At 73.8% G+C, this 19,108-nt stretch carries 15 protein-coding genes, 1 pseudogene and 1 riboswitch; of the genes and pseudogenes, 4 read left to right on the top strand and 12 right to left on the bottom strand.

The genetic code is table 11. The annotated features are described in order from the left end of the window. Positions 1-15: 15 nt before the first annotated feature. Both ACYVGT_RS06760 and ACYVGT_RS06755 read right to left on the bottom strand, forming a co-directional pair. A complete protein-coding gene (locus tag ACYVGT_RS06760) occupies positions 16-582 on the bottom strand; it encodes a putative glycolipid-binding domain-containing protein (protein ID WP_460855560.1) in 567 nt (188 codons plus the stop codon). Positions 583-851: 269 nt separating this feature from the next. Continuing rightward, positions 852-1,499 carry an MHYT domain-containing protein gene (locus tag ACYVGT_RS06755; RefSeq protein WP_460855559.1) on the bottom strand — a complete coding sequence of 216 codons (648 nt, stop codon included), beginning with the start codon at positions 1,497-1,499 and terminating at the stop codon, positions 852-854. Positions 1,500-2,010: 511 nt separating this feature from the next. Here ACYVGT_RS06755 and ACYVGT_RS06750 point away from each other — a divergent pair. Next, entirely contained in the window at positions 2,011-3,489 is a 1,479-nt protein-coding gene (locus ACYVGT_RS06750; protein WP_460855558.1) for a serine/threonine-protein kinase, read from the top strand. A 73-nt stretch (positions 3,490-3,562) separates the two neighbouring features. Here ACYVGT_RS06750 and ACYVGT_RS06745 read toward each other — a convergent pair whose 3' ends face one another. Together ACYVGT_RS06745 and ACYVGT_RS06740 are read right to left on the bottom strand one after the other, a co-directional pair. Beyond that, positions 3,563-4,420: an alpha/beta fold hydrolase gene (locus ACYVGT_RS06745; protein WP_460855557.1), complete on the bottom strand. Its 858-nt coding sequence runs from the start codon at positions 4,418-4,420 to the stop codon at positions 3,563-3,565. Between the two features lie 134 nt (positions 4,421-4,554). Next, positions 4,555-6,759: an MMPL family transporter gene (locus ACYVGT_RS06740; protein WP_460855556.1), complete on the bottom strand. Its 2,205-nt coding sequence runs from the start codon at positions 6,757-6,759 to the stop codon at positions 4,555-4,557. Between the two features lie 157 nt (positions 6,760-6,916). Here ACYVGT_RS06740 and ACYVGT_RS06735 point away from each other — a divergent pair, with 157 nt between their 5' ends. Next, positions 6,917-7,438, top strand: a complete 522-nt coding sequence (locus ACYVGT_RS06735) for a MarR family winged helix-turn-helix transcriptional regulator (RefSeq protein ID WP_460855555.1) — start codon at positions 6,917-6,919, stop codon at positions 7,436-7,438. 130 nt (positions 7,439-7,568) lie between these two features. Here ACYVGT_RS06735 and ACYVGT_RS06730 read toward each other — a convergent pair whose 3' ends face one another. The 3 genes from ACYVGT_RS06730 to ACYVGT_RS06720 form a co-directional block, all read right to left on the bottom strand. Continuing rightward, the gene (locus tag ACYVGT_RS06730) at positions 7,569-8,321 is read right to left on the bottom strand and encodes a DUF3159 domain-containing protein (RefSeq protein ID WP_460855554.1); all 753 of its coding nucleotides are present in this window, start codon (positions 8,319-8,321) and stop codon (positions 7,569-7,571) included. A 349-nt stretch (positions 8,322-8,670) separates the two neighbouring features. Further along, a complete protein-coding gene (locus tag ACYVGT_RS06725; RefSeq protein WP_460855553.1) occupies positions 8,671-9,012 on the bottom strand; it encodes a thioredoxin family protein in 342 nt (113 codons plus the stop codon). Then, positions 9,009-9,449 carry a MerR family DNA-binding transcriptional regulator gene (locus ACYVGT_RS06720; RefSeq protein WP_460855710.1) on the bottom strand — a complete coding sequence of 147 codons (441 nt, stop codon included), beginning with the start codon at positions 9,447-9,449 and terminating at the stop codon, positions 9,009-9,011. Before ACYVGT_RS06720 ends, ACYVGT_RS06725 begins: the two co-directional genes overlap by 4 nt. 191 nt (positions 9,450-9,640) lie before the next feature. Between ACYVGT_RS06720 and ACYVGT_RS06715 the strand changes: the two genes are divergently transcribed. Then, entirely contained in the window at positions 9,641-10,135 is a 495-nt protein-coding gene (locus tag ACYVGT_RS06715; protein ID WP_460855552.1) for a hemerythrin domain-containing protein, read from the top strand. Between the two features lie 138 nt (positions 10,136-10,273). On the opposite strand, the gene ACYVGT_RS06710 is transcribed toward ACYVGT_RS06715, so the two are convergent. Beyond that, positions 10,274-11,347 (bottom strand): ribonucleotide-diphosphate reductase subunit beta, encoded by a 1,074-nt coding sequence (locus ACYVGT_RS06710; RefSeq protein ID WP_460855551.1) that lies wholly within the window; start codon positions 11,345-11,347, stop codon positions 10,274-10,276. Positions 11,348-11,457: 110 nt separating this feature from the next. Then, positions 11,458-13,980 (bottom strand): ribonucleoside-diphosphate reductase subunit alpha, encoded by a 2,523-nt coding sequence (locus ACYVGT_RS06705; RefSeq protein ID WP_460855550.1) that lies wholly within the window; start codon positions 13,978-13,980, stop codon positions 11,458-11,460. Between the two features lie 132 nt (positions 13,981-14,112). Beyond that, positions 14,113-14,363: riboswitch (cobalamin riboswitch) on the bottom strand. A 107-nt stretch (positions 14,364-14,470) separates the two neighbouring features. Between ACYVGT_RS06705 and ACYVGT_RS06700 the strand changes: the two genes are divergently transcribed. Continuing rightward, complete coding sequence (locus ACYVGT_RS06700) at positions 14,471-15,106, top strand: HAD family hydrolase (protein WP_460855549.1); 636 nt, start codon at positions 14,471-14,473, stop codon at positions 15,104-15,106. A 340-nt stretch (positions 15,107-15,446) separates the two neighbouring features. On the opposite strand, the gene ACYVGT_RS06695 is transcribed toward ACYVGT_RS06700, so the two are convergent. The 3 genes and pseudogenes from ACYVGT_RS06695 to ACYVGT_RS06685 all read right to left on the bottom strand — a co-directional run. Then, positions 15,447-15,998 (bottom strand): hypothetical protein, encoded by a 552-nt coding sequence (locus ACYVGT_RS06695; protein ID WP_460855548.1) that lies wholly within the window; start codon positions 15,996-15,998, stop codon positions 15,447-15,449. A 44-nt stretch (positions 15,999-16,042) separates the two neighbouring features. Continuing rightward, complete coding sequence (locus ACYVGT_RS06690) at positions 16,043-17,734, bottom strand: NYN domain-containing protein (protein WP_460855547.1); 1,692 nt, start codon at positions 17,732-17,734, stop codon at positions 16,043-16,045. Between the two features lie 459 nt (positions 17,735-18,193). Further along, positions 18,194-19,108, bottom strand: a pseudogene (locus ACYVGT_RS06685) (hypothetical protein); the annotation flags it as partial.

Below are 19,108 nucleotides of genomic sequence, written 5' to 3'. Positions count from 1 at the left end.
GGAAGCGGGCCGCGGTCAGGCCCGCTCGTAGAGGCCCTCGTAGTGGACCACCAGGCCCTCGTGGTCGGCGGTGAGGACGGCAGGGCCGTCCGCCGGGTCGAGCTGCTCGTAGCGGGCGCGTCCGCCGGCGGGTTCGAGGCGCGTGTAGCGCTGGCGGCGGCGTTCGACGGTCAGGGCGGGGACGGCGATGCGGGCGGCGGCGATGTCGCGGAACTCGCCCAGGCGCAGGCCCAGCCGCCGGATCGGCAGGGTCGCCGTGATGGGTGTGGAGGCGACGTCGACGTCGACGCAGCCGTCGAGGTCGGGGCGGCGCACCCCGTCCACCGTCCAGCAGCCGCCGCGGACCGACAGCGCCAGCGTGCGCACCCCGGACGCCGACATGGCCTCCAGCCGCACCGAACGGGTCTCCCATGCCAGGTCGGCCTGCACGGTCACCCTGCAGGCATAAGCGGTACCGCCGGAGCCCGCGCCGACGGTCTCGCTCGCCTCCAGCCGGTATCCGCTGCGCTCCGGCACGAGCGCCCCGACCGCCATCCCGCGAGCGGCGTCCTCACGGGTCCACGCGAGGGGGAGTTCGCACATGGCAACAGTTCTACCGCCGACTCCCGTTACGCACGAGAACGGGTGCATCACGATGGATCGCCACCCGCCCCGCGGATCCGGCCGCTGCGTCCCTACCCTCTCCGGAAGGAGAGGGCCGCTCCGGCAAGTCCGCGGGCGGACACCCGCATGCTCCGCACTGCCCCGGAACGCGGAGCGGCAGCAGGGCACCGGCCGTGCACGCCTCTGCACACCCCTGCGAGCGGGAGTACCGCCTCAAGGGCGGGTGATGTGCCGGCCGGGCGCCGGTCTCAGGACCACGCGTCGGTGCGCGCCGGCTGCGGGGACGGCCGGGCGTCCCCGTCCGCCTGCGCGGGCCGGCTCCGCTCGTCGGGCACCACGGCCAGCAGCAGGAAGCCGGCGGTGAGGAAGACGCCGGGGCCGATGATCAGGGGGAAGAGGAAGTCCAGGGCGGAGACGCCGGAGGCCGCCGCTGCGCCGTGCTGGTGGTCGGTGACGCGGACACCGAGCATCGCGGTGTAGTGCATGGCCGACACCCCGAGGCCCATCACCAGTGCACCGGCCAGTGTCGAGCCGACCGTCCACAGGTGGCCGGTGAACCAGAGCGCCACCGGGGCCGCCACGAGCGCGATGGCGCAGGCTGCGGCGGCGAACAGCGGATCGTGCTCCATCCCGGCGTGCCCGCTCATCGACGCCATCCCCAGGTAGTGCATGGAGACCACGCCCACCGCGACGATCGGCCCGCCCACCGGCAGGGCCCACCGGCGGCCGCGGATGATCAGCGGGAGGGCGAGGGCCATGACCGCGATCGGGATCACCGCGCTCACGACGGTGAGCAGCAGGTCGTAGCGGACCGCGGCGCCCTGGATCCGGAACCCGAGCATCGCGATGAAGTGCATGGCCCACACGCCGACGCCGCCGATCGACACCGCACCCATCGCGATCCAGCCGGCCTGCGCCAGTCCGCTGCGGCCGCGCGCGGGTGGCGAACCGCAGCCCCAGGAACGACCCGAGCGCGGAGACCGTGTAGGCGAGTACCGGCCACAGCCAGTACGAATAGTGTTCGACCATCCGCGCTCCCTGTCAGGCCCCCGGCAGAGCGCCCGAGGAGCACCCCGCGACTTCTCCGCTTCAGCAGGATAATGACAAAGGAGCATTTGGTCCACAATTGCCCGAGACGTTCAGATAAGTCGCGAAAATGACTTAGGTCCCCGACGGGGTGCTCAATGGCCTGGGAGAACACCCATCATTGTGCTCCCCGCAGCCTCTCCTCCCCACCTCCTCCCGAGACCGGAACCGGCCGCGCACCGCCTGGCCGGAGGCCGGCCGTTCTCCACCGCGGGCACGCGGCCGCTGGGGCGGCCGGGGCCCGGCGGGGACCCCATGGCGGCGCTCCGCTCCCCTGTATAGGTTTTGCCGCAGAGATCGGCCGACGGGCAGGGAGATCCGGTGGGCGCAGGGCAGCGGGTGGGCGGATTCCGACTGGTGCGCGAACTCGGCTCGGGCGGCTTCGGCACGGTCTACCTCGGCGAGGACACCGCCAACCGGCAGGCGGCGGTCAAGCTGCTCCACCCGCACCTCGCCAAGGACGCCCAGGTGCGCCGCTACTTCGCCCAAGAGCTGGCCAACATGCGCCAGGTGCAGGGCTTCTGCCTGGCCGAGGTGCTGGACGCCGACGACGCGGCCGACCAGCCCTGGATCGCGACCGAGTACGTCCAGGGCCCCACCCTGGAGGAGGCCGTCCGCGAGCACGGCCCGCGCACCGGCGGCGACTTGCAGCGGCTGGCCATGCAGAGCATCACCGCACTGAGCGCCATCCACGCCGCAGGTGTGGTGCACCGGGACCTCAAGCCGGCCAACATCCTCCTCGGTCCGGACGGGGCCCGGGTGATCGACTTCGGCATCGCCCGCGCCCTGGACGCCGACACCTCATCGGCCACCCGGATCGGCACTCTCGGCTACATGGCCCCCGAGCAGCTCGAAGGCACCGCCCTCGGTCCGGCCGCCGACGTCTTCGCCTGGGCATCGGTGATCATCCATGCCGCCACCGGCGCCGACGCCTTTCCCGGCGCCACCCAGGCGTCGCGCATCAGACGGGTGCTCACCAGCCCTCCCGAGACCGGCAGCCTCGCCGACCCGCTGCTGAGCATCGTCCTCGCCTGCGCGGCCAAGGAGCCCGGCGCCCGGCCCACCGCGCGCCGCGTGCTGGACATGCTGCTCACCGGAAGCGCCGCTCCGCCGCCCGCCGGCAGCGGCGACCCGACCGCCCAGCACACCGCCCCCGATGGCGGAGGCGCGGAGCCGGTCATCGACCCGGGCTCCTGGAAGAGCGCCGCCACCGACCGGACGCCCTTCACGCCGGATGCCCTGCTTCCGCGAGGCTTCACCGACAAGAACGGCATGGAATTCGCCCGGATGGCGGCCGGTGAGCAGCCGTGCAGCCTGGCCGCCGCCGGCGGCGGCGCCGCAAGCGCCGGCGAACTCGTCCAGGCGCTCACCAGCCGCGGCTGCACCCGGCTACTGGCCGGCGTCTACGAGGAGCAGCCCGGCGACGCCCGCACCGAAGCCGACAGCCGCATCGTCGTCTCCGTCTCGCTCTTCCCCTTCCCGGACAAGGAGAAGGCCCTCGACTTCGTCAGGCTGGTCGAGTCCCTCCCCCAGGGAGCGTGGCTCACCATCACCCGGTGGTGCCGGCAGGAGCGCTGGCTCCCCGCCACCTGGCGCCGGCAGGCCGGGAGCAGGATCATGCCCCTGGTGACCCACCGCTCCTACCACGTCCACTACGCCTATGTTCACCGGTACCGCTACGTGGCCACCGCGGTGGCCTACCGGGCCGACCTCGGCGACGGCGGCGACACCGGATCGCGGGTCCGATCGGCCGCATCGGAAGCCGCCGAATCCAGCGGACCGGAGAACCACTGGCTCTGACGACGGCCCTCCGCGGCACCGGCCGCATCCCCGCTGCGCAGCGCTGCCCCCTGCGTCGCCGCTTCGGCGCTGGTCAGGCCGCGGCGGGGAGGGTGCCGGCCGCCAGCGGAGCGCCGACCGTGCGCGGGAGTGCGTCGCGGAAACTGCGGCAGGTGCCGCGGATGACTTCGGCGACGGCGGCGGGGTTGTTCTCCATCGGCACGTGGCCGCAGCGCAGCAGCCGGATCTGGCGGGCGTGCGGGATGGCGCCGATGACGCGCTGGACGGCGCGGACGGGCAGCACCCGGTCGTCCTCGCCCCAGGCGACCGTGGCCGGGCAGGCGACGGAGCTGCCCGCGCCGAAGCTGTACTTGACGACCTCGGGCGCCAGGGCCGTGTAGGCCGATCCGGCGGTGACCACCGACGGGTCGAGCTGCGCCATGCCGCCGCTGGGGTCGCGGAAGCGGCCGTGCAGTGCGAGCGTCGTGAGCGCGCGCACGGGCGTGCTGTCGAGCAGGGTGTCCCAGACCCGGCGGGGGACGCGCGTCGCGACGTGCATGCCGCCGACGAGGAGCTTGGAACCGAGCATCTCCGCGCCGCGGGTGAACCCGATCGGGGAGAGCGCGGTCACCGAGGAGGCGCTGCCGCGGGCGGCGAGTTCGAGGGCCACCGCACCGCCGAGGGAGTTGCCGGCCAGGTGCGGCCGCTCGATGCCGAGGCCCTCGAACCAGTCGGCGAGGGCGTCGACGAGGGCGTCGATGCTGTAGCCGCGGCCGTCGGCCAGCGGCGCGGACTCGCCGAAGCCGGGCAGGTCGGGGGCGATGACCTCGTAGCTGCCGGTGAGCGACTCCAGGACCGGGTCCCACGCCTGCCGGCGGTGGCCCAGGCCGTGCAGGAGGACGAGCGGCGCACCGCTCCCGCTGCGCCCGTAAACGATTCCCCGGTGCTCCATAAACCGCATGTCTACCCGAGGTAACGATTCGGTGTCTAACGCGCCCCCGGTGGGAGGAGTGCCGCGGGACCGCCGGACGCCGCAGTGGTCGGCGGTCCCGCACTTCAGTGCAGTACGTCACACTCGGGGGCGCTTTACCTGGTTGCCGGCACATCCCCTCCGGCCCGCGGTCCGGAGGCGGCGCCGTCCGGCCCGGCCTGCGCGGACGCCGCATCCCCCGCTCTGCGCTTCCGCGGCCGGCCGGGCCACCAGGTCTTCGGGCCGATGTCCAGCGCCAGCGCCGGGACCAGCAGCGACCGCACGATCAGCGCGTCGAGCAGAACACCGAACGCCACCAGGAACGCCAGCTGGAGGAGGAACATCAGCGGGATGACGGCCAGGGCTGCAAAGGTCGCCGCAAGGACGACTCCCGCCGAGGTAATGACGCCCCCGGTGGCGGTGAGGCCGCGGAGCACCGCCGCGCGGTGGCCGCGGACGGCCGCCTCCTCGCGGACCCGCGTCATCAGGAAGATGTTGTAGTCGACGCCCAGTGCCACGAGGAACACGAACGCGAAGAGCGGCACCACCGGGTCGGCACCGGGCAGCTCCAGCACCTCGTTGAACACGAACGCGCCGACCCCCATGGCGGAGAGGTAGGACAGCACGGTCGTCGCGGTCAGCAGGACGGGCGCCGCGAGGGAGCGGAGCAGGACCACCAGGACCAGGAACACCACGGCGATGACCAGCGGGACCACCGTGAACAGGTCGCTCTGCGCGGCCTCGCGGGTGTCCAGCGCCACCGCGTCGGTGCCGCCCACCAGTGCGCCCGCGCCGGCCACCTCCTGCACGGCAGTGCGCAGGTCGGCGACGATCTGCACCGCCCCGTCGGACTCGGCCGGCGCGCGGACCTCCGCCTCGATCAGCACCCGCGACGCGTCGGACCCCGCGGGCTGCGCGGCACCGATGCCGGGGACGCCTTCGGCCGCGGCGATCACGTCGTCCTGCCGCCCGGCGTCCGCCACGACGAGCGCCGGGGTGGCGGCGGCCGTGTCGCCGAATCCGCGATCGAGGACCTCCTGCCCGGCCACGGACTCCACTTCGGTGCGGAAGAAGTCCGCGGTCGAGGTTCCGGTCGCGGAGAAGGAGGGCGCCAGCGCGGCCGTCGCGACCAGCGGCACGAGGACACCGATCCACCACGCGCGGGGGCGGCGGGCGACGGTGCCGGCGATACGGCTCCACAGCGGATGGTCACCGCGGTCCTCCGCACCGCCGGACTCGCCTCCCACCGCGCCCTGGCCCGCGCCCTCCCGGCAGCTGGGCGCGAACGGCCAGAACGCGGCGCGGCCCAGCAGCAGGAGCACCGCGGGCAGGAAGGTGAGCGCGGAGACGAGCGCGGCACCGATGCCCAGCGCCGCCACCGGCCCCAGGCTGGAGTTGGACGACAGGTCGGCGGCCAGCAGGCAGAGCACGCCGAGGATGACGGTGCCCGCGGACGCCGCGATCGGTGCCGCGGTCCCGCGCACCGCACCGGCCACGGCCTCCAGCGGGCGCGGGGTGTGGGCGAGCGCTTCCCGGTAGCGGGCGACCAGCAGCAGCGCGTAGTCGGTGCATGCACCCACCACCAGGATGAACAGGATGCCCTGGCTCTGCCCGTTCAGCAGGATCCAGCCCGCGTCGGCCGCCGCGTAGACCACCGCGGCGGCGAGGGCGAGCGCAAGGACCGACGCCAGGACCACCACCAGCGGCAGCAGCGGCGACCGGTACACCGCGACGAGGATGATCAGCACCGCGGCCAGGGCGACGGCGAGCAGGGTCCCGTCGATTCCGGCGAACGCCTCGCTCAGGTCGGCGGCGAACCCGGCGGGCCCGGTCACCAGGACCTCGGTGCCGCCGGGCGGCGCCGGATCGGCGAGCAGGGCGCGCAGCTCGGCCACCGCCTCCTTGGCGTCCGCATCGGCCGGCAGCGGCACGACCAGCTGCGCCACGGAACCGTCGTCGCTCCCCGGGATCGGACCGGCGGGGCGGCCGTCGGAGAGGCCGGCGTCCTCGATCCGCTCCGCGTCCTCCGCCATCCGCTGGGCATCGGGGGCGCCGTCCGCGGACGCGTAGACGACGAAGGCCGGCGTCGGCTCCTCGCCGGCGATGTCCTCGCGCACGGCGGCGGCCTCCGACGACTCCGCACCTTCGGGCAGGAACGCCGACGGGTCGTTGCTCTGCACCTCGCCGAGCCGCCCGACGAAGGCGCCCAGCGGTCCCGCCCCGACCAGCCACGCCAGGGCGAGCAGCACTGCGGCCCCGTACAGCACCCGTCTCCACGCGGCCGGCACACGACCGCGCCGCTCGCCTCGGCGCACGCCCATCTCCTCACTCGAAAAACATGTAGCTAGAAATTCGTGCCAATAGGACGGACGCTACCACCCCGTCCGCAGCCGAGCGCGCCGGTCCGCCGGATCGGAAGAACTAGACTCGAAGCGGCGCAGGGGAGCGAGAGCGCGAGGGCCGAGAGGAGCAGTGCGGATGCCAGCGGACGCGGACGGCTCCCCCATGCCGGCCTCCGCGCAGCCGTCCGCAGCCGAGCAGACCCGCCGGGAGCTCTTCGACGCCATCCGCGACGACGGCCAGCGCATGGCGGCCGGCCTCATCCGCCTGCTGCACGCGATGTCGGCGCAGAGCGACCTGAACCCCACCGACTTCCAGTGCTTCGCCCTGCTCCGCGTCGGCGGGCCGATGACCCCGAGCGAGATCGCCCGGAGCCTCCGCATGCGCACCGGCTCGGTCACCACCGTCATCGACCGGCTCTCCTCCCGCGGCCTGGTCGAACGCGCCCCGCACCCGGACGACCGCCGCAAGCGCGTGGTCCGCCTCGCCGGCACCGCCCCGACCACCGCGGCCCCCTCCCCGATGGGCCTGGCCGACGCCATGATCGCCATGCACGCCGACTACACCGACGCCGAGCTCTCCGTCATCGCCGACTGGCTCTCCCGCGCCGGCACCGTGCTCACCCAGGTCGCCGAATCCCTCGGCGAGCAGAAGCCCTGACCCGCGCAAAACGGCCCGGCAGAGCTGCCGGGCCGGTCTGCTTCGGGCGCTTTCCGCGGAGGGCGCCTTCCCCCGGAGAGACGAGAGAGCGGCGCCCCCTCCGCTGAAGGGGGCGCCGCTGAGGCGGGGGCTAGGCGCCGGACGTGACCATGCGCTTGGTGGAGCGGCGGAAGGCCCAGATGACCACGACGGCGACCAGGCCCGTCAGCGGGAAGCCCATCACCGTGTCGGCGATCGCCAGCGCGCCGGTGGCATCGGCGAGGTAGAGCCACTGCTGGACGGCGAACCGGCCCAGGCCCATCACCGCGACCGCACCGGTGGCGAGGTAGTGCGCACGCGCCGCGGGCCGGTCCGCGCGCCAGGCGTGGTTCCCGCCGTGCATCGCGTTCCAGATCGCGCCGGTCAGCGGCCGGCGCATCAGGATCGAGGCGAGGGGGACGATGCCGATGGCCAGCGACGCCCAGATGCCGATGAGGAAGAAGTCGTTGGCCGAGCCGGTCGCGGCCGAGATGCCGCCGGACACCGCGACGCCGACCAGCCCGCCCGACGCGGCGCTGAAGGTCTCTCCCCGCCACAGCTGCACACCGGCGATCACCACCGCCACCGCGATCGCGATCCCGATGCTCAGCGGCAGCGACACGAACCCGACCACCCCGGCGAAGACCAGGGACGGGATGGTCGAGGCGACGATCCCCCACGGGCCGCCCGCCGCCTGCAGCGCCGTCTGCTTCACGTCCACCGGGGTCTCGGGCTCGGCGGCAGCGCCGGTGAAGGTGAGGCCCGTCATGGTCGGTTCGCCCTGCGCGGCGGGCGCGGCGCCGCGCTGGCGGGGCTCGAAGAGGTGCTGGTGCGTCTGGCTCCGGGGCTGCTCGAGCAGTGCCATGTCGTCCCTCTCTGGTCTCTCCGGCGGTTCCACCGGCGTCGGCTGCTGATTCTGATTCCATCGCTTTGCGCAGCCACCGGGCAGTGCGGCCGCGTCACCACTGCGGAATGACGCGGTGTCACTGGCGACGGCTCAGAACCCCGCGTGAGCAGGCGATCCGTACACGTTCGCCCTCAGGTGCCGAGGGTGCCGGACAGCGCAGAACCCGTGCCGGGAGCCCTGCGCGCCGGCTCCGCACCCCCGCCGGCGGAACCCTCGGTGGCCCGCGCCCCCGGCACGCAGAAGCGGTCCGGCGGTACCGCCGGACCGCCTGCTGGTCGAGCACCGTCCGGCACCCGCCGGCCGGCGGCTAGCCGAGGGCGTCGGCCAGTTCGGCGCGCAGACGGCGCCGCCTGCGCGCCCCCACCATGGAGCGCACCTGCCCGCCACCGGTGAAGACCAGCAGCGTGGGGGTGGCGAGGACGCCGTAGCCGCGCACGGCCTCCGGCGCCCCCTCGACGCGGAGCACGGTGAGCGCCGGGTCCTCTGCGGCGGCCGCATCGAGGACCGGCTCCATCTGCCGGCAGGGCGGGCAGTGCGCCACGCTGAACATGGCCAGCACCGCACCGCCGCCCGCGACGCTGCGCGCAAGTCCGGTGTCCCCGGCTTCGGCCGCTGTTCCGGGTGCCGCAGTGCCGTCGAAGCGGGTCATCGCGTTCCTTCCCTGGGGCGGGTGTCGACCGGGGTGCCGGTGCCAGCAGCCCGGTCCGCGGGTGCGGACGACAGGTTGCAGAGGGGTTCAGGTGCCGGCCGGCGGCGCTCCGCCGCACCGAGCCGCCCGGCGACCGATGCGCGCACCGCCCCGAGCCGCGCGATGAGCGCGTCCAGCTCGGCGAGCTTGCCGCGGTAGACCGCCGGCGACGAGGGGCACGCGTCGCCCGCGGGATGGCCGTCCCGCAGGCACTCCGCGAACGGCCGGGGCTCCTCCAGGCTGAACCCGAACGCCTGCAGGATCCGGATCTGCTCCACCAGCCGCAGATCCCCGCCTTCGTAGACCCGGCATCCGTTCTCCGCCCGCCGTCCGGGCAGCAGCCCGCGGGCCTCGCAGTACCGCAGGGTGCGGGCGCTCACTCCGGACCGCCGCGGCAGATCTCCGATCCTCGTGCCGGCAACGCTCGACCTTGCCGGCGAGGAGAAGGCAAGGCTGTGCCGGGCACTCCCGGACCGCCGCTGGGCCTTGACAGGGCTGCCGCGCCGGCGCTGGGATACAGCACAGCGTCGCAGTGCACCCGGCAAGGAGACCGCCGCGGGCATGGAGGCGTGGAATCACAGGATTCACTTTGACCCCATCGAACGGACGCGTCGAGGCGTTCGGCCACCAGCTGCTCGACGTCCACAACTGGCTCCGCGACGAGCTCGCCGCCGTGCGCAGCGGAGCAGCGGACTACCGGTCCGGAGCACCGCTGCGCGAACTGCGGACCCACTGCGCCACCTTCTGCTCGGCGCTCAACCGGCACCACCGCGGTGAGGACGCCACGGCGTTCGGTGCGCTCGCCGCGCACTTCCCCGAACTGGGACCGGTCATCGACGACCTGCGCCGGGACCACCGCATCGTGGAGGAGTCCCTCGCCCGGCTCGAGGCGCTTGTCGCGGTGGAGGCCGGCGACGCGGTCGCGGTCGAACGCGAGGTGGACAGCCTGGCGGCGCTCATCGAAACGCACTTCACCTACGAAGAGAGGCGCATCGCCGCGGCGCTGAACTCCCTGGACATCCCGGCCTGGACGGATGCACCGCCGGACTTCCTCCGCACCGATCCACCGGAGCCCGCCGGGTGACGCCGGCGGCCGGACCGCGCGGTTGGCCGCTCGCCCCTCGGGTCCGCTGGCGAACGGCGGACGCCGGCACCGCCGCGCAGGAAGCGGCCCCCGCCTCCTCCGCCGAAGGAGCCGGGGGCCGGGCCATGCGGCGGACGGTCAGTCCCAGTCGAGGCCGCCGCCGGTCTGGTACTCGATGACGCGGGTCTCGAAGAAGTTCTTCTCCTTGTTGAGGTCCATCATCTCCGACATCCAGGGGAAGGGGTTCTCCGCGCCGCCGAAGAGCGGGGCGAGGCCGATCTGCTCGGCCCGGCGGTCGGTGATGAAGTGCATGTACTCCTCGCAGAGCTCGGCGTTGAGGCCGAGGACTCCGCGGGGCATGGTCTCCCGCCCGTAGGCGACCTCCAGGGCGCACGCGTCGGTGAGCATGCCGCGGACCTCCTCCTGGAACTCCGGCGACCACAGGTGCGGGTTCTCGGCCTTGATCTGGTTGATCACGTCGATGCCGAAGTTCAGGTGGATCGACTCGTCGCGCAGGATGTACTGGTACTGCTCGGCGATGCCGACCATCTTGTTCCGCCGGCCCAGCGAAAGGATCTGCGCGAAGCCGGTGTAGAACCACATGCCCTCGAACACCACGTAGAACGCGATGAGGTCGCGCAGGAACGCCTGGTCGGCCTCTGGCGTGCCGGTCGCGAAGTCCGGGTCCTCCAGGTTCTGGGTGTACTTCAGCGCCCAGGCGTCCTTCTCCGTGATGGAGGGGATCTCCCGGTACATGTTGAACAGCTCGCCCTCGTCGAGGCCGAGGCTCTCGCAGATGTACTGGAAGGTGTGCGTGTGCACGGCCTCCTCGAACGCCTGGCGCAGCAGGTACTGGCGGCACTCCGGGTTGGTGAGCTGCCGGTAGACGGCCAGCACGATGTTGTTGGCCACCAGCGACTCCGCGGTCGCGAAGAAGCCCAGGTTGCGCTTGAGCATGAGCCGCTCGTCCTCGGAGAGGCCGTCCGGAGACTTCCACAGCGCGATGTCGGCCTGCATGGACACCTCGGTCGGCATCCAGTGGTTGTTGCAGCCGGCCAGGTACTTGTCCCAGGCCCAGCGGTACTTGAGCGGGAGGAGCTGGTTGACGTCCGCGCGGGCGTTGATCATCGCCTTGTCGCCGACGTTCACGCGCGCCGCGTCGCGGTCGATCGCGCCGAGTCCGGTCGCGTCGGTCTCGGGGGCCGTCGTCATGGGTGGAACCGTCGTCTTTCCGAATCAGGTGCGGGTGTGCTCTGGGCGGGCAGCTGCGGCGCGAGCGGCCCGGGCGGTGCACGGCTGCGCACCGCCCGGGCCGCCGGGCCCTACTGGCAGGCTTCGCAGTCGGGGTCGTCGATGGAGCAGGCGGACGCCGCCTGGGGGTCGAGCTCGGGCGCGGACGACTCCGCCGGAGCCGCCGCGGGCCCCGCCGCCGCGCGCGGCGGCGGGGCGGCCGGAGCCGGAGCGGCGGATGCCGCCGGCGTCGCAGCGACCGCGTTCAGCCGGCCGTCGGTGCCCTTCAGCGTCGACTTCTCCACGTGCGTCGCGCTCTGCGAGCGCAGGTAGTAGGTGGTCTTGAGGCCCTTCCGCCACGCGCGCCGGTACAGCGCGTCCAGCTTCCTGCCGCTCGGCGCCGCCATGTAGAGGTTGAGCGACTGCGCCTGGTCGATCCACTTCTGCCGGCGCGCGGCGGCGTCGACGAGCCAGGCCGGGTCGAGCTCGAACGCCGTCGCGTAGAGCTCCTTCAGGTCGCCGGGCACCCGGTCGATCGGGCCGAGGCTGCCGTCGTACCGCTTGAGCTCGGCGACCATCGCACCGTCCCACAGGCCGCGCGCCTTCAGGTCGCGCACCAGGTAGGGGTTGACCACGGTGAAGTCGCCGGACATGTTCGATTTCACGAACAGGTTCCGGTAGATCGGCTCGATCGACTGGCCGACACCGGTGATGTTGGCGATGGTCGCGGTGGGCGCGATCGCCATCACGTTGGAGTTGCGCATGCCCTGCTCGCGCACTGCCGCGCGCAGCGCGTCCCAGTCGAGGCGGACGGTGTAGTCGGCCTCAAGGTCCCCGGTGCGCGCGTCGGCGACGAGGCGCTGGGAGTCGACCGGCAGCACGCCGCGGCTCCACAGCGAGCCGTCGAAGGAGGCGTAGGCGCCGCGCTCGGCGGCCAGGGCGGAGGACGCGGCGATCGCGTGGTAGCTGACCTGCTCCATCGACTCGTCCGCGAACTCGACCGCGGCCTGCGAGCCCATCGGCAGCCGCAGCTCGAACAGCGCGTCCTGGTAGCCCATGATCCCCAGGCCCACCGGGCGGTGGCGCATGTTGGCGCGCTCGGCCTCGGGGATCGTGTAGTAGTTCACGTCGATGACGTTGTCCAGCATCCGCACGGCCGTCGTGACCGTGCGCTGCAGCCGCTCGGTGTCGAGCTGCCCGCCGCGCACGTGCTGGGCGAGGTTGACGGAGCCGAGGTTGCAGACCGCCACCTCGTCGCCGGGCGAGGTGTTGAGCGTGATCTCGGTGCACAGGTTGGAGGAGTGCACGACCCCCTGGTGCTGCTGCGGCGACCGCAGGTTGCTGGGGTCCTTGAAGGTGATCCAGGGGTGCCCGGTCTCGAACAGCATGGTGAGCATCCGCCGCCACAGGTCGACGGCCCGCACCGTCCGGTACACCGCGATCTCGCCGGCCTCCGCGGCCCGCTCGTAGCGGGTGTAGCGGGCGGCGAACTCCGCCCCGTAGAGGTCGTGCAGGTCCGGCACCTCGTCCGGCGAGAACAGCGTCCACTTCGCGTCGGCCTCCACCCGCTGCATGAACAGGTCCGGCACCCAGTTCGCCGTGTTCATGTCATGCGTCCGCCGCCGCTCGTCCCCGGTGTTCTTCCGCAGGTCGAGGAACTCCTCGACGTCGATGTGCCACGTCTCCAGGTACGCGCACACCGCGCCCTTGCGGCGCCCGCCCTGGTTGACCGCCACCGCCGTGTCGTTGGCGACCTTCAGGAACGGGACGACTCCCTGGGACTGGCCGTTGGTGCCGCGGATGCGGGCGCCGATGCCGCGGACGGGGGTCCAGTCGTTGCCGAGGCCGCCGGAGTACTTGGAGAGCAGCGCGTTGTCGGAGATGCCCTTGAAGATGGCGGAGAGGTCGTCGTCGACGGTGGTGAGGAAGCAGGACGACAGCTGGGCGTGGCGGGTGCCGGCGTTGAAGAGGGTGGGGGTGGAGGCCATGAAGTCGAACGAGGAGAGCAGCTCGTAGAACTCGATCGCGCGGCCGTCGCGGTCGTCCTCGTTGAGTGCCAGTCCCATGGCGACGCGCATGAAGAACGCCTGCGGCAGCTCGTAGCGGGTGCCCTCGCTGTGCAGGAAGTAGCGGTCGTAGAGGGTCTGCAGGCCGAGGAAGGTGAACTGCAGGTCGCGCTCGGGGTGCAGGGCGGCACCGAGGCGCTCCAGGTCGAACTTCTGCAGCTCCGGGTCGAGCTGGCCGATCCGGACACCGGCGGCGACGTAGTCCGCCAGGTAGCCGGGGTAGCGCTCGGCCATCGCGGTCTGGCCGGCGCTGTCGGGGAAGCCGGAGACGAAGGACAGGGCTTCCCGGCGCAGCGTGCCGAGCAGGAGTCGGGCGGCGAGGTGGGAGTAGTCGGGGTCGTCTTCGACGTGGCTGCGGGCGGCCATGATCAGGGCGAGTTCGAGCTCGGCGTCGCTGATGCCGGGGAAGAGGCCGCGCTGGGCCTCGGCGATGACCGCATCGGCCGATACGCCGGCCAGCCCGGTACTCGCCTCGCGGACCTCGCTGCCGATCCGCGCGGACGGATCACCGGGTGCGTCCGCGGACGCGCTCGGAATGTCGAGGGTCATGCTCGCTCCAACCACCTAGTCGTCGACCGGAGGGGCCGCGAGCGGGCGCAACGGCGAAGCAGTCCGGACCGTGCGGGCACGGCCGGTTCCCCCGATGCACGACGCCCTCCCTCGAGGCCCCGTACTGCGTGCGCGCGGCGCACACCGATGGCAGGTCTTCGGACTCGCGGGCGTGGGACGGCCGAACCGTCCCGCCTCATCTCCGCCGCTTCCCAGGCGCCGTGCGCCCAGTGCTCTGGCGGATGTCGGAGCGCCGCCGCCACAAGGCGCCGGCGCGGCTTCCCGCTCACCGCTGCGGGGCAGTCCCGGACTCGCACCGGGTTCCCTCTCTCGTCGCTTCCGGGGGGCAGCCCCGGTCGCGAACCATCGGCGCAGCGATACTACATCTTGGGTATCCACTCCGCGAACACCGCAAGATCGTGGATTCTCACCGCGGCGCGGCGGCGTTGGGGATTGCCTCCGGGGCGGCCGGGCGCTAGGCTCCGCGGCGATGACGCGACTCCACATCTTCGACCTGGACGGCACCCTCCTGCACGGCACCACGGCGTCGCTCGAGATCGCCCGCGTCACTGGTACCACCCCGGCCCTCACTGTGCTGGAGCAGCGGTTGGCCGCCGGAGAGATCGATACCCGCGCCTTCTCCGCGGAGCTGTTCGGGATCTGGCGCGGCCTCACCGAGGAGCACGTGGCCGCGGCGTTCACGGCCGGGCCCTTCCTCGACGGCATCGCCGGGGTGTGCGCCGACATCCGCGACCGCGGCGAGCACTCCATGGTCATCACCATGTCGCCGGACTTCTACGCACGCCGCCTCACCGCGTTCGGCTTCGACACGGTCGCCGCGTCGGCCTTTCCCGGTCCGCCGTTCCCGGGGCCGCCGGCCCCGGGGGGCATCCTGCGCCCGGAGGACAAGGTGGACATCGCCGAGCGGTTCCGCCGCGCGGCGGGGATACCGCTCGCGGCGTGCACGGCCTACGGCGACTCGATGTCGGACGCGCCGCTGTTCCGGCACGTCCCCAGCTCGGTCGCGGTGAACGGGGACGACCACGTGGCAGGTCTGGCCACGGCGTCCTATCGGGGCCGCAGCCTCACCGAGGCGTACGCGCTCGGCCGCTCGCTGGCGGCCTAGGGCGCGTGGGGCAGGCGGCGTCCACCGCGAGCGGTACCGCCGGATGCCCCCGTCGCACGACCGGCGGGGAAGGCCAGGCGGGCGCTTTTCCTCCTCGCCTTCCCGGCTGAGGAGAACGCCGCGAGGGCGCGCCCGGGCGAGAAGAGCAGCAGGACAGTGAGCCACCCGACACCCCTGCCCCGGTAGCCGGGGCCGGGTGTCTTCCGGAAGCGGGCGTCCACCGCGTGCGGTGCTGCGGGCGCGCCGGCTCGGCGGGAGCCGGGGTGAATCCGTCGTTCCGCTCGGCCGCCGGTCGAGGACGCCGCAGCGGGGCGCGGGCCAGGGCGCAGCGCGGCCGGGCCTAGTCCAGCATCCGGTCCAGGGCGTCCTCGTCCAGACCCAGGTCGACCCGGATGCGGAAGCGGATCCGCAGCAGCTCCATCAGCAGGTCGTGCACGAACGGGGAGACGTCCTGGTGCCGGAAGCGCTCCACACCGAGCGTCGCCCACTCCTGCGCCGCCGCAAGGTCGCCGTGCGCCTGCAGGGTTTCGGTGATGTGGATGAAGGTGGGCAGGTTCCGCGGGCCCTCCCGGTGCAGCCGCGCCAGCTGCGCCTGCGCGTCGGGGCCGCGGTCGAGTTCGAGCAGCGCGCCGGCGAGGAGGGCGCGCGCGTCGATGATGGTGGTGCCGCCGTCGTCGATCGCCCGCTGGTAGGCGCCCGCCGCCCGCTCGGCCTCCTGGGCCATCTCCCACTGCTCGCCGGCGCGGACGAAGAGTTCGGCGCGGGAGATCTCGGAGTCGGCGTCCACCGCGTTGGCGAGCGCGAGTAGCTCTGCGGCGACCGCGGCGTGATCACCGGACTGCACGGCGCGGAATTCCAGGCGGTCCAGATCGGCCGTCGTCACCCGTGTCACTGCCAGCCTCCCTCGGTCCTCACCGCGCCCCGGCCGCCCGCGCGTCATTCGCGGGCGCGCCCGAGGGCGTCCCAGAATCCCCGCCGCAGCGCCTCGCGGACTTCGTCGCGGAGCAGGAAGTCGATCGGCAGTGTCGACCCCTGCAGGAGGCGCGCCTCCAGGTCGGACGGCATCCGCGGGCGGCGCGCCAGGACCGCCTCCACCCACAGGGCGGGGGCGTCGCGCGCGACGGACTCGGCGAAATCGTTCCCCTCGCGGAGCGCGACATTCACGGCATCGTCGAGTGTTCCAGCGGCGCCGCCCCCGGGGCGGCCGAAGTCGGCGCGGGGGACGGCGTCGGTGTAGGGCCCGTGCTGGACCCGTGGCCGGAGTCGGGGGCCAGTGGCGGTGGCCGGGTGCTGTGCTGCTCCCAGCGCGCCCAGGGAGGGATCACCCTCCGTACTGGCCCCAAAAGTAGGGTTTGGTCCGGTGTTACCCCCGAACCCGGGGTTCTCCCCGGTCGACGGCCCGTACCGGGGATCGGGCGGCCCCGGCCGGCCCGGTGGAGCCTCGTGCTCGTACCCCGGCGGCCGCTGGCCCGGCGCCCCCGGACCGGGCGGCGGGCCGTGCTGGGCCAGCGACGGGTGCGCCCCTGTCGGAGGATGCGGGTGCTCCGGCGGGGCGGGCTGCACCGGCTGCTGGACCGGCTGCGGCGGCGCCCCGAACGACGGCTGCGGGCCGGTTGCGGCCGCCATCGACGGGTGGCCGCCGGTGGCCGGGTTGTGCGCGCCGCCGAGACTCGGGTTGTGCCCGGTGTGGCCCTGGTGCCCCGGAGGCCCCTGGGGGGCCTGCGGATTCTGCAGGCCCGGGTGGGTCTGGTTGTGCGCGGCGTGCGACGGGCGGGGCCCGGTCGGGAAGCCGTTGGCGTCGATCGGGCCGGAGGGGGCCGCGCCGGCATCGGGCTGCGGCGCGAGGTGGTCGCCGCCGCGCTGCTGGGCGATGCTGCGGCGCATCGCCTGGAGCTGCTCCATGGCCGACCCGCCCACGCCGGCGCCGCTCTGCGCACCGCTCGCGGCGAACACCGCTTCACCGCCGGCGGGCTCGGGCCGGACGCCGGGGTGCGCGGTGACCGCGCGCCGCTCGGTGTCCGGGGCGGAGTGGCCGTGCCCGTTGGCGAGGGGCGCCGTGGTCTCCGCGGCAGGCTCGGCGGCCGGCGCGCCGCCGGAGAGCAGCGTGACGTAGGGCCGCAGGTGGCCGGCGCCGATCTCGATCAGGTCGTCGCACTCGCGGCGCAGAGCGCGCGCGATGGTCCAGTTCCCCTCGACGGACACGTGCACCACGGTCACCCGCACGCCGAGGTCCTGCACGTCCGCGACGACCTGCGCCATGTCCTCGTCGCCGCTGACCAGGACGGCTTCGCAGAGCGACCCGGAGCGGGCGAGGGTGGTCAGGTCGCGCTGGACGTAGCTTTCGACGCCCTCCCGGCGGCCGGGGCGGATGCGCGCGGAGCGGAACTTGACGCCGGGGATATCGGCGATGCCGTCCTGTTCCTGGCTGCGGCGGCCGTCCGCGGTGGCCTCGTACCAGTAGCAGCGGAGCAGGGGCAGCCCCGTGCGGTCGCGTGCGACCTCCTCGAGAAGGCGCGCGAGGCCGGCGTAATCCCAGGCCACGGAGTCGCGGTTGCGCGTTCCGTGCACGGCCATCGCACCGTCGGCGAGGAGGTATCCGGCGTCGACGAAAAGAGCGCAGCGATCCATGCGACACCGCCCCCTTCCCATTCCCATCGTCTGGCGGTCGTCTGGCGGTTGAGCTGGTGGCGGCACCGGGACCCGCGCCGGCTCCGCGCGGACCCGGCCGACCGGGCTGGGGAGCTGGACCGGCCGGTGCGGACGCGGCGGATCGGGCGGACGCGTACCGACCGGGGCTCAGCCTAGCCAAGTCTGTGTCGGTTTGCGTGGCCGCCGCCGCATCTTCCCTGCGCGGGGGGCGGGGGGAAGCACGCACCCGGGGTGGCGGCAGGGCCGTCTTTCCGCTGGTGGGGCGGCGCGGAAGCAGCGGGATCGCGGGGCGGAGGAGGCGCCGCGGGCCAGGGCTGCGCGGGTGCCCGCCAGGCAGCTCGGGCACCCGTGGAGGCAGTCCCGGGGAAGGGCCGGGCCCGCCCCGGTCCGAGCACCCGAGCCCCTGCACCGTCCGCATCCCATGCGCTACTCCGGGTTTCAGCCGAGCCCGGGGAGGGGCTCTCCGGCACCGGGTCCGGCCGGCACTTCCGGCACTTCCGGGGCAGGGCCGTCAGGGAGGGCGTCCTCGGGGAGGACGGAGTCGGGGATCGGGAGCTCCGGAAGGGCCGGCTCCTCCGGCGCCGGGGCCGGCTCCGCGGGGGCGCCCGGCATTCCAGGTTCGGGAAGGGGTTCGGGTCCCTCGGCGGGCGGCTCCGCAGGCAGCGGCGCCCCTGCCGCGTCCGTGCCGTCCGGACCGTCCGAGTCGTCTGGACCGTCCAAGTCGTCCGAGTCGTCCGGGGCGGCCGGGCCGTCCCCGCCGTCCTGCTCGGGCGCCTCGTCCCCGCCGCCCCCGCCGTCGGGGAGCGCCTGCGCCGCGGGGCCCTCCGCGCCGGACGCGCCGTCCTCGGCGGGGGCGTCCTCGGCGAGGGCGGCGGCATGCTGGCGCGGGCCCTCTTCCGCGGCAGGCACCGGCTCAGCGGTGAGCGGCGGGAGCCCGGGCAGGGACACCACCGGCCCGGAGTCGCCGGTGCCGACCTCCACCGGCACCGGCCCGCCGATCTGGACGGCCGTTCCGGAGCACAGCACCGTCGCGGACGGCGGGCAGTTCCCGGGTGTCGAGACCGCGATGGACGGCCCCTCGGGGCCGCCGATCACCACCTCCGACCCTTCGGGGCCGGTCTCGGCGGCGACGCCGGGCTCGGGCCCGATCTCCACCGCCACCTCTTCGCCGTCGATGATGACGGTGATGGGCTCCACCACGAGGTGCAGGTCCGGTTCGGGCTCCGGAAGCGCAGGCGGGGCGGGAGCGGCGGGCGGCGGCTCTTCCGCCGGCGGCGCGGGTTCGGGTGCCGGAGGCGGCGGCGGAGGTACCGCCGCGGGCAGCGCGGGCGGCGCCGCGGGCGGCGCGGCCGG

It is taken from the genome of Nocardiopsis coralliicola, assembly GCF_054779695.1.
The sequence above is the reverse complement of the archived record's forward strand: the minus strand, read 5'-3'. Positions and strand labels throughout refer to the sequence as shown.

What these genes read in the sequence shown, in the direction of transcription:
- ACYVGT_RS06760 (WP_460855560.1), bottom strand. Translation starts at nt 582, where the DNA reads ATGTGCGAACTCCCCCTCGCGTGGACCCGTGAGGACGCCGCTCGCGGG.
- ACYVGT_RS06755 (WP_460855559.1), bottom strand. Translation starts at nt 1,499, where the DNA reads ATGGGTGCGGTGTCGATCGGCGGCGTCGGCGTGTGGGCCATGCACTTC.
- ACYVGT_RS06745 (WP_460855557.1), bottom strand. Translation starts at nt 4,420, where the DNA reads ATGGAGCACCGGGGAATCGTTTACGGGCGCAGCGGGAGCGGTGCGCCG.
- ACYVGT_RS06740 (WP_460855556.1), bottom strand. Translation starts at nt 6,759, where the DNA reads ATGGGCGTGCGCCGAGGCGAGCGGCGCGGTCGTGTGCCGGCCGCGTGG.
- ACYVGT_RS06735 (WP_460855555.1), top strand. Translation starts at nt 6,917, where the DNA reads ATGCCAGCGGACGCGGACGGCTCCCCCATGCCGGCCTCCGCGCAGCCG.
- ACYVGT_RS06730 (WP_460855554.1), bottom strand. Translation starts at nt 8,321, where the DNA reads ATGGCACTGCTCGAGCAGCCCCGGAGCCAGACGCACCAGCACCTCTTC.
- ACYVGT_RS06725 (WP_460855553.1), bottom strand. Translation starts at nt 9,012, where the DNA reads ATGACCCGCTTCGACGGCACTGCGGCACCCGGAACAGCGGCCGAAGCC.
- ACYVGT_RS06710 (WP_460855551.1), bottom strand. Translation starts at nt 11,347, where the DNA reads ATGACGACGGCCCCCGAGACCGACGCGACCGGACTCGGCGCGATCGAC.
- ACYVGT_RS06705 (WP_460855550.1), bottom strand. Translation starts at nt 13,980, where the DNA reads ATGACCCTCGACATTCCGAGCGCGTCCGCGGACGCACCCGGTGATCCG.
- ACYVGT_RS06700 (WP_460855549.1), top strand. Translation starts at nt 14,471, where the DNA reads ATGACGCGACTCCACATCTTCGACCTGGACGGCACCCTCCTGCACGGC.
- ACYVGT_RS06690 (WP_460855547.1), bottom strand. Translation starts at nt 17,734, where the DNA reads ATGGATCGCTGCGCTCTTTTCGTCGACGCCGGATACCTCCTCGCCGAC.